14 protein-coding genes are annotated in these 14,355 nt (G+C 66.3%); 11 read left to right on the top strand and 3 right to left on the bottom strand.

The window, feature by feature from the left end; all coding sequences use genetic code 11:
* The first annotated feature begins 77 nt into the window (after positions 1–77).
* The 3 genes from ispH (at position 78) to rnhA (ending at position 2,711) form a co-directional block, all read left to right on the top strand.
* Positions 78–1,073 carry a 4-hydroxy-3-methylbut-2-enyl diphosphate reductase gene (gene ispH / locus ABDW49_RS03875; protein WP_343609873.1) on the top strand — a complete coding sequence of 332 codons (996 nt, stop codon included), beginning with the start codon at positions 78–80 and terminating at the stop codon, positions 1,071–1,073.
* Between the two features lie 181 nt (positions 1,074–1,254).
* Complete coding sequence (gene thrB, locus ABDW49_RS03870; protein WP_343609871.1) at positions 1,255–2,274, top strand: homoserine kinase; 1,020 nt, start codon at positions 1,255–1,257, stop codon at positions 2,272–2,274.
* Complete coding sequence (gene rnhA / locus ABDW49_RS03865) at positions 2,271–2,711, top strand: ribonuclease HI (RefSeq protein WP_343609870.1); 441 nt, start codon at positions 2,271–2,273, stop codon at positions 2,709–2,711. Before thrB ends, rnhA begins: the two co-directional genes overlap by 4 nt.
* Positions 2,712–2,959: 248 nt before the next feature.
* Here the strand turns inward: rnhA and ABDW49_RS03860 are convergent, their stop codons facing one another.
* Together ABDW49_RS03860 and ABDW49_RS03855 are read right to left on the bottom strand one after the other, a co-directional pair.
* Complete coding sequence (locus ABDW49_RS03860) at positions 2,960–4,051, bottom strand: FAD-dependent oxidoreductase (protein WP_343609869.1); 1,092 nt, start codon at positions 4,049–4,051, stop codon at positions 2,960–2,962.
* Positions 4,052–4,082: 31 nt separating this feature from the next.
* Positions 4,083–5,069 (bottom strand): alpha/beta hydrolase, encoded by a 987-nt coding sequence (locus ABDW49_RS03855; protein WP_343609868.1) that lies wholly within the window; start codon positions 5,067–5,069, stop codon positions 4,083–4,085.
* An 85-nt stretch (positions 5,070–5,154) separates the two neighbouring features.
* On the opposite strand from ABDW49_RS03855, the gene ABDW49_RS03850 reads away from it, so the two are divergent.
* From ABDW49_RS03850 to ABDW49_RS03815, 8 genes are all read left to right on the top strand, one after another.
* Positions 5,155–5,640: a prepilin peptidase gene (locus ABDW49_RS03850; protein WP_343609866.1), complete on the top strand. Its 486-nt coding sequence runs from the start codon at positions 5,155–5,157 to the stop codon at positions 5,638–5,640.
* 83 nt (positions 5,641–5,723) lie between these two features.
* On the top strand, positions 5,724–6,875 hold the full coding sequence (gene cpaB / locus ABDW49_RS03845) for a Flp pilus assembly protein CpaB (protein WP_343609865.1): 1,152 nt from the start codon (positions 5,724–5,726) through the stop codon (positions 6,873–6,875).
* Between the two features lie 17 nt (positions 6,876–6,892).
* Positions 6,893–8,608 carry a type II and III secretion system protein family protein gene (locus ABDW49_RS03840; RefSeq protein WP_343609863.1) on the top strand — a complete coding sequence of 572 codons (1,716 nt, stop codon included), beginning with the start codon at positions 6,893–6,895 and terminating at the stop codon, positions 8,606–8,608.
* Between the two features lie 8 nt (positions 8,609–8,616).
* On the top strand, positions 8,617–9,315 hold the full coding sequence (locus ABDW49_RS03835) for a CpaD family pilus assembly lipoprotein (protein ID WP_343609862.1): 699 nt from the start codon (positions 8,617–8,619) through the stop codon (positions 9,313–9,315).
* A gap of 3 nt (positions 9,316–9,318) precedes the next feature.
* A complete protein-coding gene (locus ABDW49_RS03830; RefSeq protein WP_343609861.1) occupies positions 9,319–10,617 on the top strand; it encodes a pilus assembly protein CpaE in 1,299 nt (432 codons plus the stop codon).
* A gap of 58 nt (positions 10,618–10,675) precedes the next feature.
* Entirely contained in the window at positions 10,676–11,647 is a 972-nt protein-coding gene (locus tag ABDW49_RS03825; RefSeq protein ID WP_343609860.1) for a type II secretion system F family protein, read from the top strand.
* Positions 11,648–11,654: 7 nt separating this feature from the next.
* Positions 11,655–12,668, top strand: coding sequence for a type II secretion system F family protein (locus ABDW49_RS03820; protein ID WP_343609859.1), 1,014 nt, complete (start codon positions 11,655–11,657; stop codon positions 12,666–12,668).
* Between the two features lie 236 nt (positions 12,669–12,904).
* Positions 12,905–13,411 carry a hypothetical protein gene (locus ABDW49_RS03815; protein WP_343609857.1) on the top strand — a complete coding sequence of 169 codons (507 nt, stop codon included), beginning with the start codon at positions 12,905–12,907 and terminating at the stop codon, positions 13,409–13,411.
* 24 nt (positions 13,412–13,435) lie between these two features.
* Here ABDW49_RS03815 and mtnP read toward each other — a convergent pair whose 3' ends face one another.
* A complete protein-coding gene (mtnP, locus tag ABDW49_RS03810; RefSeq protein WP_343609855.1) occupies positions 13,436–14,314 on the bottom strand; it encodes an S-methyl-5'-thioadenosine phosphorylase in 879 nt (292 codons plus the stop codon).
* Positions 14,315–14,355 lie beyond the last annotated feature (41 nt).

Below are 14,355 nucleotides of genomic sequence, written 5' to 3'. Positions count from 1 at the left end.
TCCGGCATCTTCGATCCGGCGTGTTATCTTGCAGCCTGCCCTAGCGGCCCGCGCCGCAAAGCGCTAGAGGCGGCAGCATGAACGCTTCCTTTCCGGCTACCGCCCCTGTCGCTGCAGATGTCGCGCCCAGCGCTGATCTGGCCCCGCTCCGCCTGCTGATCGCCGCGCCGCGCGGCTTTTGCGCCGGTGTCGATCGCGCGATCGAGATCGTGGAACGCGCGATTCGCAAATTCGGCGCCCCGGTCTATGTCCGGCACGAGATCGTCCATAACCGTTTCGTGGTCGACGGGCTGAAGGAAAAGGGCGCGATCTTCGTCGAGGAACTGGACGAGGTGCCCGATGGCGCGCCCGTCATCTTCTCGGCCCACGGCGTGCCCAAGTCGATTCCCGCCCTGGCCGATGATCGCGGGCTGGACTGGCTGGACGCCACCTGCCCGCTGGTCAGCAAGGTGCACCGCCAGGCCGAGCGCCAGATCGAGGCCGGGCGCCACATCATCTTCATCGGCCACAAGGGCCACCCCGAGGTGATCGGCACGCTGGGCCAGGTGCCCGAGGGCACGATCACGCTGGTGGAAACCGTGCAGGACGTGCTGGACCTGCCCTTCACCACCGAGGATGCGCTGGGCTTCCTGACCCAGACCACCCTCTCGGTCGACGATACGGCGGAAATCGTGCGCGCCCTGCGCAACCGCTATCCGCAGATCAACGGCCCCCGCGCGGAAGACATCTGCTACGCCACCTCGAACCGTCAGGCGGCGGTCAAGGCGATCGCGCCGCAATGCGACCTGCTGTTCGTGATCGGTGCGCCCAATTCCTCGAACTCGATGCGTCTGGTCGAAGTGTCCACGCGCGGCGGCACGCCCGCCCGTCTGGTGCAGCGCGCCTCCGAGATCGATCCGGCATGGCTGGACGGCGTCGACACGCTGGGCCTGACCGCCGGCGCGAGCGCGCCCGAGACGCTGGTGCGCGAGGTCATCGATCTGCTCTCCACCTTCCGCTCCGTCACCGAGGAAACCGTGGTGACGACGGAAGAGAAGATGATCTTCAAGCTGCCGCGCCAACTGGCCGACTGATTCAGGAGCGGCTGATCCGAATGCCGGATCAGCCGCTTCATGCATGTGCTGACCGCGTTTTCGCAAGGCGCAGGGTGGAACCACCCGGCTTGAAAACGCTGATTGTTTGGTTGCCGCGTTTTCACAAGGCGCCGGGTGAAACCACCCGGCTTGAAAACGCTTCAGGGACTTCGGGGGAATCATGGCCGTCTACACCCATCTTGGTGCCGAGGCGCTGGGCGAGCTGATCTGCGCCTTCAATGTGGGCGACCTCGTATCGGCCAAGGGCATTGCCGAGGGCGTCTCGAACAGCAACTGGCTGATCGAGACGACAGGTTACGGGGGCGGCAAAACCGGGCATTATTCGGAAAACGGGGGCGCACGCTTCATCCTGACGATGTTCGAGGGCCGCACCGAAATCGCGGACCTGCCCTTCTTCCTCGGCCTGCTCGACCATCTGGCCGACAAGGGCTGCCCCGTCCCCCGCACCATCCATGACCGCGATGGCGCCTCCTTCCGCAGCCTGACCGGGCCGGATGGCGAGGAAAAGGTCGTCGCGCTGATCGAATTTCTGCCCGGTGTCTCGGTCAGCCTGCCCACACCGGCACAGGCCCATGCGGTGGGCATCGCGCTGGCGCAGATGCACAAGGCCGTCGAAGGCTATGACCAGAACCGCCGCAACACGCTGGCCCTGCCCGAATGGCGCGACCTGCTCGAAGCCTGCAAACCCGAAGAGCTTGCCACCATCGACCCCGCGCTGGGCGAGACCGTCACGCGGGAACTGGCCTTCCTCGACGCCAACTGGCCGCGCCATCTGCCCACCGGCGTCGTCCATGCCGACCTCTTCCCGGACAATGTGCTGATGCTGGGCGAAACCGTCACCGGCCTGATCGACTTCTACTTCTCCTGCACCGACATCATCGCCTATGACGTGGCCGTTACCCACGCCGCATGGTGCTTCGACAATGCCGGGCGCAACTTCAACCCAGCCATCTCGGCCGCGCTGCTGAAGGGCTACGAATCGGTCCGGCCCTTGAGCGTGGAAGAACGCGAAGCCCTGCCGGTGCTGGCCCGCGGCGCGGCGATGCGCTTCCTCTCCACCCGCGCCTATGACTGGATCAACACGCCGCAGGACGCGCTGGTGGTCCGCAAGGACCCGCTGGCCTTCGCCCGCCGCCTCGCCTTCTATGCCGATCCCGCCCATGCGGATGTCTTCGCATGAAGGACGTCGAAATCTTCACCGACGGCGCCTGCAAGGGCAACCCCGGCCCCGGCGGCTGGGCCGCCTTCCTGCGCATGGGAAGCCATGAAAAAGAACTCGTTGGCGCGGAAAAGGAAACCACCAACAACCGCATGGAAATGACGGCGGTGATCCGCGCTCTGGCGGCGCTGAACCAGCCCTGCGCGGTGACGCTCAGCACCGATTCGCGCTATGTGATCGACGGCATCACCAAATGGGTCTTCGGCTGGCAGAAAAAGGGCTGGGTCAACGCCAAGAAGGAACCCGTCGCCAACGAGGACCTGTGGCGCGAGATGCTGATCGTCGCCAAGCCGCACAAGATCGACTGGCAATGGGTGAAGGGCCACGCCGGCCACGCTGAAAACGAGCGCGTGGACAAGCTGGCCAGCGATGCGGCGGTTTCGGTGGGGAAGAAGTAGGTTTAGGAAGATGCGAGGGCCATCGCCCTCGCGCTCCCTTTAATGTCTGCGTTGCGCCACGGGTTCGGCCTTGCGCTCAGCTTGCCGCGCCGCAGGCAAAAAACTCCAAGCGCAGCCCATCGAAGACCGACTGCCTGCGGCGCCCAAGGTGGCGCAGGTGGATAGTCTGTGCACCACGATGCGGCGCCGCTGCCCATGCGTCGGGAGACGTCATGGGAGCGCGAGGGGGTAACCCCCTCGCATTGTCCTTAAAATCTTCCCGGCCCGTAAGCCTCAGGTGAGACCACCCCCGGCTCCAGCCCCAACAGCAACCGCGCCGCCAGATCACTGCCTTCCGGTGCGGTCTGGATGCCAAACCCACCCTGCCCCGCGCACCAGAAGAACCCCGGCACCTCGGGATCGAACCCATAGACCGGCAGCCGATCGGGCGCGAAGCTGCGCAACCCCGCCCAGCGGTGCTCGATCCGCTCGACGCGCCAGTCGGTGATCTGCTGCAGGCGGTCCACCGCCACGGCAACATCGATCTCCTCGGGGGCGGCGTCGCAAGGCGGGGTCGGGGTTTCATCGTGAGGCGTCAGCCAGAGGCGGCCGGATTCGGGCTTGAAATAGAAGCTTTCGTCCAGATCCAGCACCAGCGGCAGGTTGTTGGTGGGCGCCGGATCGACGCGGGCCTGCACCATCGTGCGTCGGTAGGGCGTGATGCCCAGCGGCGCAGCCCCGGCCATGGCGGCCAGCTCGTCGGCCCATGCTCCGGCGGCGTTGACGATCAGCCCGGCCTGAATGCTGCGCCCATCGGCAAAGGTCAGGGCCCAGCCATCGCCGTCGCGCGCCACGCCAGCGACGCGGGCATCGCACAGCAGTTCCACACCGCCCTGCCGGGCCTCGGCAAGGTAATGCTGGTGGAGCGCGGCCACGTCGATGTCGCAGCAATCCTCCTCCAGCGCGCCCAGCACGTAATCGGCGCTCAGGCCGGGGACGTAATGGGTAAGGATCGCGCGATCGACGATGGAGATGCGCACGCCCAGCGCGGCGAAGCGGGCGACGAAGGCCTCCAGCTCGGCCTCCTGCCCCTTGCGGGCCAGTGTCAGGCCACGCCTTTGGTGAAGCACGCCCAGCGCATGCAGTGCCGGGCCCGAAGCCTGGCTCAAGGGCTGCACGCCGGGACCGCCATAGGTTTCGTGCCAGAAGGCGGCGGAGCGGCCGGTGGCGTGATAGCCGGGCCGCGCCTCGCCCTCGATCAGCAGGATGCGCCCGCGCGCGCCATGGCCAAGCAGCGCGGCGGCCAGCGAGGCCCCGGCCATGCCAGCGCCGACAATGGCGATATCGCAAGAGAAGCTCATGCGGGCTCCCTTGGCCCGCAGGCGCCGCGCGTCAAGACTTTGCATTAACGCTTTTGGGTGCCCGCTCATCGAGGAAGCCATGGATTGCGGCGATCAGCGGCGCGCGCACCGCATCGACCTCACGCAGCACCTCGTGGCGGGCCTCCTTGCCCAGTGCGATCAGTGTCGCATCGGGCAGGCGCCTTGCGGCCTCCACCACGGCGCCATGGCTGACGAGCCGGTCCGAGCTGGTGGAGATCAGCAGCACCGGCACATGAACGCCTTCCAGCACACCGGGCGCGAAGAGCGCGCGGCGCGAGGCCACGGCGCGCTCCATCCAGCGCCAGCTTGCCGCGCCGGTGCCCAGATCGGGGCGCCGGTCGCGCCACCACATCTCGTCGTCGTGGCGGCGCTCGTCATGGGTGAGCAGATGCATGCGCAGCGCGGTGGTGGAGCCGGGCTTCTCGCCGCCCTTCCACGCCGGGCGCCGCGAATCGCCCAGAGCGGCCATGGTGCGCGCGTAAAGATGCTGTAACCAGACGGGCAGGCCGGGGGCGAAGAATCCCAGCATCGGGGCGGAGAGAATCACCGCATCGGGGTTAACCTTGCGCTCGGCCACGGCGCGCAGGGCCAGATGACCGCCCATCGAATGGCCCACCAGCACATGGGGGCCCTCACCGGGGCGAAACCAGTCCTGCCAGAAGGCCGAAAGGTCATCGAGCCAGACCGAGAAGTCCTCGATATGACCGGTGGTGGTGTCGAGCCCCAGACGCCCGGAACCGCCCTGCCCGCGCCAGTCGAAACTGGTGACATGCCAGCCGCGCTGCTGCAATTCCTCGAAGAATTCCAGATGCTTTTCGAAGATGTCGCCACGCCCCGGCAGGAACAGCAACCGGCCCCGCGCGGGGGTGCCCGGCAGGGGCGGAACGGTCAGCCGGCGCAGCCTCCAGCCATCGGGTGTGAGCCACGCATCCTCATGCGATCCTGCTGGCAGACGGCGCCCCGAAGGAGCCAGATCGACTTGCTCATACTCCGGCATGTGCCTGATTTCTGACCTTCTCGTTGGTTACCGTTTGGTAAGTGATTCCGAGCTAAAACTTCCCCACGTTTTACTAGGGGGTTCCATGGGGGTTTCGCTGTCCTACGGTCTGCTTGGAGGCTTGGCAATCGCCCTGCTGGTGGCGGCCGTGACCGACACGCGCCGTCGACAGATCGACAATGGCCTCAATCTGGCCATTGCGCTGTGCGCCCCGCTGTTCTGGTGGGCGCAGGGCCTCGGACTGGTGGACATCGGCTGGCAGCTTGGAGTCGCGGTCGGTGCCTTTGCCGTGCTGACCGGGCTTTTCGCCGTGGGCGCGATGGGCGGTGGCGACGTGAAGCTGCTGACCGCGCTGGCGCTGTGGATCAAGCCGCTGTGGTTTGCCCATCTGCTGATCGTGATGGCGCTGGCGGGCGGGATTCTCACCGTGGTTCTCGCCTTTTGGCACATCGCCCGCCGCCAGCGCGAGAAGCTGGCCATCCCTTACGGCATCGCCATCGCCATTGCCGGGCTGTGGATCCTGGCCGCGGACTACCTGCCCCAGCTCAGCGCGGGCGGGGCGGCAGGATGAACAGGCGAGTGACTCGATATTAACCATTTTCGCGCATCAGCGCGGTTTACGCAGTGATTTGTGTGTGAGGGGCTGACAGAGCCATGGACAAGAAGAAGGTCATGATCATGCTGGGGCTGCTGGTGGTGGCTGTTGCCACCGCCCTTGCCGCCCGCAGCATGTTGGGCGGCAGCCCCGCCCCGCAGGTCCAGGCCGCTCTGCCCGTGATCGTGCTGCCCAAGGGCCCCCGCGTGCTGGTGGCCCAGCGCTCGCTGCAGCCCGGCACGATCATCACCAATGATGCGGTCAATTTCCAGGAATGGCCCCGCAACATGGTCAACGGCGCCTATTTCGTGGACGGCAAGACCGACATGAACAAGCTGCTGGGCACCGTGGTGCGCTTCCCGATCACCGCCGGCCAGCCCCTGACCACCGGCGCGCTGGTGGCACCGGGCGACCGCGGCTTCCTTGCCGCCGCGCTGGGGCCGGGCATGCGCGCGGTGACGATCACCGTGTCGGAAAAGTCGGGCGTGGCCGGTTTCGTCTTTCCGGGCGACCATGTCGACCTGATGCTGACGACCTCGGTCAAGGTCACCCAGACCCAGACCCCTCCGGGCGGTGTCACCGACAACCGTGACCTCTACGCCACCGAAACCATCCTGAAGAACCTGCGCGTGCTGGCCACCGACCAGTCGACCGAGCAGGAAACCAACAATGGCAAGACCATCGTTCACACCTTCCACACCGCCACGCTGGAAGTGACCCCCAAGATCGCCGAAAAGATCGAGGTGGCGCAGCAGGGCGGTTCGCTCAGCCTGGTGCTCCGCTCGCTGGCGGACAATCAGAGCGATCTGGATCACGCCATCGCCAATGGTTCGGTCAAGCTGACCGATGGCGCAACCAAGGCCGACGAGGCCCGCGCCATGGCCAATGCCAAGGGCAATCTGGCCAGCCCCGTGGCGGGCTCGCGCACCACGCTGGTGGGCGGCCGCTTCGAGGACGGCAGCGCCATCCAGCGCGGATCGAGCTTTGCCACCGCCGGTGACGTGTCGCGCTTCCAGCGCCGCAACCTGCCGGTGGGGGCGGTCGGTCCTTCGCGGACGGGCCAGGTCCGTGTGATGCGCGGCAGCGATACGAAGGACGTCGATCTGAGCGGCATGCGGCCGACGGACGGCGGCGGCAACATGAGAACCGCCAGCCAGCCCGTGGCCAGCTTCGGCGGCACCGGCGGCTCATCGTCCGCCCCGGTGAATTGAGAAGGCTGGATCATCCCATGAAGAACCGTTTCCTCTCCCTTCTCCTTTCGGCGGGCGCCCCCGGACTTCTGGCGGTGACGCTGTCGGTCGGCATGGCTGCCCCGGCTCAGGCCGCGCCGCGCAAGGCCCATCATCCGGCGCGCCCCGCCGTGCATGCCGGCAGCAACTATCGCGCGCCCGCGCCCGATTACACCGCCGCGCCCAATGGCACGATCAGCAGCCCGACCGGCCAGATCGTGCTGTCGGTGGGCCGTGGCCAGCTCGTCAATCTGCCCGGCACGATGAAGGACGTCTTCATCGCCGACGACAAGATCGCCGACCTTCAGGTCAAGTCGAACCACCAGCTCTACCTCTATGGCAAGGGCAGCGGCGAGACCACCGTCTATGCCAGCAATGCCGAGGGCCGCGTGGTGTGGTCCGCCAACATCCGCGTGGGCAACAACATCGACAGCGTCGACCAGATGCTGCGCGTTGCCATGCCCGAGGCGCATGTCACCGTCTCCACGCTGGGCGCCACCACCCTGTTGCTGACCGGCACCGTCGCCGCGCCCGAGGATGCCGCCGAGGCCACCCGCCTGGTGCAGGCCTATATGGGCGACAAGACCGGCGACAAGACCACGGTCATCAGCCGCCTGCGCACGGCAACGCCCCTGCAGGTCAGCCTGCATGTGCGCATCGCCGAGGTCAGCCGCACGCTGAGCCGCACCATCGGCAGCAATCTGACCGGCCAGTCGACCAGCACCAACGGCATGCAGTTCGGCATTTCGCGTGGCGACAATCCGGGCACGATCACCAATCCGCAGGGTGTGGTCCTGCAGGGCAACACGCTCGTCCCCGCTCCCACCACCTACAATTTCCCCAGCAATCTCACCGGCTCGACCGCCCTGTCGCTGGGCACGAAATTTCTGGGGCTGACGCTGCTCGGTTCGCTCGATCTGGGCGAATCGATCGGTCTGGTCACCACGCTGGCCGAACCGAACCTGACCGCGCTCTCGGGCGAGACCAGCACCTTCCTGGCGGGCGGCGAATATCCCATCCCCATGTCGAGCGGGCTTGGCACCGTCTCGGTGGAGTTCAAGAATTACGGCGTCTCGCTGGCCTATACGCCCACGGTGCTCTCCGATGGCCGCATCTCGCTGCGCGTGCGCCCGGAAGTGTCGGAGCTGTCCTCGCAGGGGGCGGTTTCGCTCAACGGCTTCAGCGTGCCTGCCCTCACCATCCGCCGCGCCGAAACCACGGTGGAGCTTGGGTCGGGGCAGAGCATGATGATCGCCGGGCTGCTGTCGAACAACGCCCAGCACACCATCTCCAAGCTGCCGGGCGCGGGGGACATTCCGCTGCTGGGCTCGCTGTTCAAATCCACCAACTTCCAGCGCGGCGAGAGCGAGCTGGTGATCGTGGTCACCCCCTATCTGGTGCGCCCGGTCAATGCCGCGGACATCAAGCTGCCCACTGACGGGTTGCAGAACCCCTCGACCATGCAGGAGGTGGTCGGCAACATGCTGACCGACGGCAAGTCGGGCGCGGTGCGCCCCGGCCCGGTGTCGGGTGACAATGCCGCCCCGCCCCGCGTCGGGCTGAGCGATCCCGCCGCCGCGGCGCCTGCTCCGCTGTCCAAGCGCGAGGCCAAGGCCCTGGCGAAGGCCAAGGCGTCTGCTCCGGCCGACACATCCCCACCGGCACCTGCCAGCCCCAAGGGCGATGCGCAGGCCCCCGGCTTCTCCCTGAATTGAGCGAGGCGATGATGCGTTTCACACCTCAGGCCCCGATCGCCACAACCCCGTCCAACACGGCCAAGGCAGCGCCGCGCAAGGCCCTTACCTCCATGGCGCTGGCCGCCGCCACGCTGGCGCTGGCCGGTTGCGGCGGCGTGGCCCAGAACCGCCTGATGACGCCGCAGCACCAGCCGGTCGTCACCCATGCCACCTTCACGCTGGATCTGGCCGGTGGGCCCGATGGCATTTCGGCGGCTGAAAAGGCTCGCCTGTCCGGCTGGTTCGATGCCATGGGCCTGCGCTATGGCGACCAGATCGCCATCGACGACCCGGCCGCCAGCGAAAAGACCCGCGCCGCCGTGGCCGATCTGGCCGCCGCCAAGGGCCTGATCGTCTCGAAGCAACCCCCGCTGGCTCAGGCCGCGCTGGAGCCGGGCACGGTGCGCATCGCGCTGACCCGCGCCAGCGCCACCGTGCCGCATTGCCCGGACTGGTCGGCCAATTCGGAAACCAACTCGCTCAACGCGCTGCATCCCAATTTCGGCTGCGCGGTGAACAGCAATCTGGCCGCCATGATCGCCAACCCCGACGATCTGCTGCATGGCGCCCGGTCGGACAGCAACCCGGTGGCCACCAGCAACAAGGCGATCTCGACCTATCGCGACGTCAAGCCCAGCGGCGGCGGCGGCGGCACGCTGCCCACCACCAGCTCCAAGGGGAACTGATCGATGAACGCCCCCTGGAAACATCAGGCCCGCGAACCCTTCGCCGCCTATCTGTGCGACGATGCCAGCCTGGACGTGCTGCGCCCGCTGGTTGCCGACATGGGCTGGGCGCCGGAAAAATGCCAGCGCGGCGGCCTGCGCAATGCGGTGCAGGCGCTGTCGGTGGCCTCCAGCCCGCACATTCTGATGGTCGATCTGTCGGAAAGCGGCGATCCGCTCTCAGACATCAATGCGCTGGCCGAAGTCTGCGAGCCCGGCACGGTGGTGCTCGCCACCGGTCAGCTCAACGATGTGCGCCTGTATCGCGACCTGCTGGCCAGCGGCATTCACGACTATATTCTGAAGCCCCTGCAGCCCCATGTGCTGCATGACGCGCTGGCCGGTGCCCATGCCTTCTTCTCGCAGCCGCGTCACGAGGAAGGCAGCGAGGCGCGCCATATCTCCACCGCGATCATCGGTACGCGCGGCGGCGTGGGTGCCTCGACTCTGGCGACCTCGCTGGCCTGGCTGTTCGCCACCGAGCATCAGCATCCCACCGCCCTGCTCGATCTGGACATCCATTTCGGCACCGGCGCGCTCAGCCTCGATCTCGAGCCGGGCCGGGGTCTGACCGACGCCATCGAGAACCCCAGCCGCATCGACGGCCTGTTCATCGAGCGCGCGATGATCCGCGCCAATGACAATCTGGCCATCCTTTCGGCCGAGGCGCCGATCAACCAGCCGCTGCTGACCGACGGCAGCGCCTTCATGCAGCTGGAGCAGGAGTTCCGCGCCGCCTTCCAGATGACGGTGGTCGATCTGCCGCGCAACATGCTGATCAACTTTCCGCAACTGCTGGCCGACACCAATGTCGCGGTGATCGCCACCGAGCTGACTCTGGCGGGCGCGCGCGATTCGATCCGCATCCTCTCGTGGCTGAAGGGCAATGCGCCGCATATCCACGTGCTGATGGTGGCCAACAAGGTGCAGACCGGCACGATCGAGATCAGCAAGGCCGATTTCGAAGCCAGCATCGAGCGCAAGATCGACTTCCAGATTCCCTATGATTTCAAGGCCGCCACCCATGCGGCCAAGCTGGGCCAGACCTTTTCCGAAGCCAACCGCGCCACCAAGGCGGGCGGCGCCCTGCGCGATCTGGCGCAGGCGGTGCGCTCCATCGGCTTTGTCACCGAGACGGCGCCTGCTGCCAAGGACGAGAAGAAGTCCCTGCTGGGCAAGTTCGACCTCAAGTCGATCCTGCCCAAGAAGGATAAATCCGGCAACGGGGCCAAGGACGGGACCAAGGGCAAGGCTCCGGCCTGATCGCGGTTCCGGCGGGGCAACGCCCATGCGCCGGGCCATAGGAAAGTGATGCGTCGCGATGGATAGTCTGCAGATCGTTCTGATCGGCCTGATCGTGGTCCTCCTTGGGGGGATCGCGATGCTGGCGCTGGGCGGTCCCAATCCGGCCAAGGAAAGCACGCGCCGCCTGCAGGCCCTGCGCCTGCGCCATTCCGACAGCGCCAACGCCCGCATGGAAGCGCAGATGCGCCGCGCCGTCGCCGCGCGCAAGCCAAACATGCCGCGCATCGCGGGCTCGGCCAGCCGCAGCGAGGCGCTGGCGCTGCGCCTGCACCGCACCGGGCGCGAATGGACGATCCAGCAGTATCTCTACACCTGCGGCGGCATCATGGCGGTGGTGACGCTGCTGCTGTGGCTCAAGAGCGGCAGTCTGGTGCTGGGTCTGGCCGTCGGCGTCATCATGGGCGCGGGCCTGCCGCATATGGCCGTGGGCTTCCTGATCAACAAGCGCCTCGGCCAGTTCGTCTCCAAATTCCCCGATGCCATCGAACTGCTGGTGCGCGGCCTGCGTTCGGGCCTGCCGGTGACCGAAACGCTGACCATCGTGTCGAGCGAAGTGCCCGGCCCGGTGGGTCAGGAGTTCAAGCTGGTGACCGAGCGCATCAAGATCGGCCGCAGCATGGAAGACGCGCTGCAGGTCACCGCCGACCGGCTCAACATGCCCGAATTCAGCTTCTTCTGCATTACGCTGGCGATCCAGCGGGAAACCGGCGGCAACCTTGCCGAGACCCTCGCCAATCTGGCCGACGTGCTGCGCAAGCGCGCCCAGATGAAGCTGAAGATCAAGGCTATGAGCTCTGAATCCAAGGCCTCGGCCTATATCGTGGGCTCGCTGCCCTTCATCGTCTTCGTCTTGGTCTATTGGGTGAACCCCGGCTATCTGGCGGGCTTCTTCTCCGACCAGCGCCTGATCATCACCGGCCTTGGCGGGCTGGTGTGGATGGGCCTGGGTGCCTTCATCATGGCCAAGATGGTCAATTTCGAGATCTGAGGGGCACATGGACCATCAAATCCATAATGGCATGCTCTTCGGCGTGGACGTGGTCTGGGTCGGCACCCTGCTGGCCGTGGTGGCCGCCGGGCTGATGATCGGCGTCATCTATATGGCGCTGACCATCCGCGACCCCATGGCCAAGCGCGTGAAAGCGCTCAATGAAAGGCGCGAGGAGCTGAAGGCGGGCATCGTCGCCATCAACCCCAAGAAGCGCGCCCAGCTTGTCCGCCGGTCGGAAGCCACCGACCGCATCCGCACCATCCTCAACCGGATCAACGGCCTGCAGGACAGCCAGATCCAGGCCGCCCAGCAGAAGCTGGCGCAGGCCGGCATCCGCAAGAAGGAAATGGCCGTTGCGGTGATTTTCGGACGGCTGGTCGCCCCCATCGTGCTGGGCGGGCTGGCCGCCATCGTGATCTACTGGGCCAATTATTTCCCCGAATGGTCGTCCTTCAAGAAGCTGATGGGCTTCGCCGCCGCGCTGGGTCTGGGCTATAAGGGCCCCGACCTCTATCTCGACAACATCATCTCCAAGCGCACCGCCGCCATCCGCAAGGGCCTGCCAGACGCGCTGGACCTGCTGGTGATCTGCGCCGAAGCAGGCCTGACCGTTGACGCCGCCTTCAACCGCGTGGCGCGCGAACTGGGCCGCGCCTATGCCGAACTGGGCGATGAGTTCGCGCTGACCGCCATCGAGCTGTCGTTCCTGTCCGAGCGTCGACAGGCGTTTGAAAACCTTGCCTATCGCGTCAATCTGGACGCCGTGCGCGGCGTGGTCACCACCATGATCCAGACCGAGCGCTATGGTACGCCGCTGGCCTCCGCGCTGCGCGTGCTCTCCGCCGAATTCCGCAACGAGCGCATGATGCGCGCCGAGGAAAAAGCCGCCCGCCTGCCCGCGATCATGACCGTGCCGCTGATCCTGTTCATCCTGCCCGTGCTGTTCGTGGTGATTCTCGGCCCGGCGGCGTGCTCGATCGCGGATGCGTTTTCGAATGGGTCGACTCAGGCGCATTAAAGGCTTCAAGTTTGAAGGAAGGATAGGTGCGAGGGTGTTACACCCTCGCGCTCCCATGACTGTCTGCGTTGCGCTTCGGGTTCGGCCATAGGGCAAGGTCGCCGCGCCGCAGGCTGTATTCACCACACAGCTCTTTCAGGATTTGACTGCCTGCGGCACGGGGGCTGGCGCGAAGTTTGCGCTTCGATGGTTGACCGGTTTTGCGGTATGGTCAGAGCGATAGCCTCCTTTCGGAGATGGCGATGCTGCTGATCGACTTCATGGCGTGGTTCTGTCTGGCCACGCTGCTCTTCGCCCGCGAAACGCCTTTGGGACAATGGCTTCATGCAAGGCTGATCGAGCCCATTGCTGTCAGTCTTGCCCGCATCACGGCAGGGCACTGGATCTGCGTCGGAGCGGTGCTGTTGGCGATTGGCTTGCTCTATTGGCTGGCGAAGGCCGATGGATTGCTGCTGGCCTCGATGAGCGCGCCGGATGTTGCGGTCTGGTTCTCGACCTTCGAGATATCGACTTACGCCGAGGCGCTGATCACCGTGGCGATGGCGTCTTCCGCTTTTCGCATAAGGGCGCTGCGGCTGCCACGTATGGTTTCAAGGCCGCGCAGGCGCCGAAAGCGTCACATCAAGGCCCGCAACAGCCCAGCCAACGATGACGAGGATGAAAGACAGGTGGGGAGCCAAGGCACCACGATGCGGCACCCCCACCCTATCGCCGGAAGACGTCATGGGAGCGCGAGGGGGTAACCCCCTCGCATCTTCCCTTTCTTGTCATCCCTTCTTCAAGACCCGCCCGGCGACAGCATCCAGCTTCGCCACCAACACGGCATCGCGCGCGGAAGGCGCCGTCGCGAAGGCGAACTCCAGCGCCGTATCGATCGGGCTGGCCTCGCGGATCTCTGGCAGGATTTTCGCCAGATGGCCCACCGTGGCGCGGGCGCGCTCGGCATTCGCTTTCATCACCGCGAAGACCTCGGCGGCTTCCACGCCCGCTTCGCTGTCGCGCCATGCGTCATAGTCGGTGACCATGCCGAGGATGGCATAGGGCAGCTCGGCCTCGCGGGCGAGGCGCGCTTCGGGCATGGCGGTCATGCCGATCACGTCGGCACCCCAGGCGCGGTACATGCGGCTTTCGGCGCGGGTGGAGAACTGCGGCCCCTCGATGGCAACGTAGCAGCCCGCGTCATGCACGGTGGAACCGGCAACACGCGCGGCGGTGCCCAGCAGGCCCGAGAGGCGCGGGCAGACCGGATCGGCAAGGCTGACATGGGCGACCAAGCCGGTGCCGAAGAAGCTGCCCGCGCGGCCATGAGTGCGGTCGATCAACTGGTCCACGGCGACGACATGGCCGGGCGCCATCTCCTCACGCAGCGAACCGATGGCCGAGAGCGAGATGAGATCGGTGACGCCGCAGCGCTTCATCACATCGATGTTGGCGCGGAAATTGATGTCCGAGGGCGGAATGGCATGGCCAGCGCCGTGGCGGGCTAGGAAGGTGAAGCGCACATCGCCGATGCGTCCCTGCACCACCGGGCCGGAGGGGGCGCCAAAGGGGCTCTGCACACGGATTTCCTGAGCGTCTTCAAGCCCCAGACCCTCGGCCAGACCCGATCCGCCCATCACGCCGATGTGCCACTGCGCGCTGCTCATGCGATCCATTCCTTCCGCTTATCGGCGTGTCAAAAATCCAT

Source organism: Novosphingobium sp. (assembly GCF_039595395.1).
Lineage (GTDB): Bacteria > Pseudomonadota > Alphaproteobacteria > Sphingomonadales > Sphingomonadaceae > Novosphingobium.
Note: the sequence above shows the minus strand (reverse complement) of the source record. Positions and strands in the feature narration are given on the sequence as shown.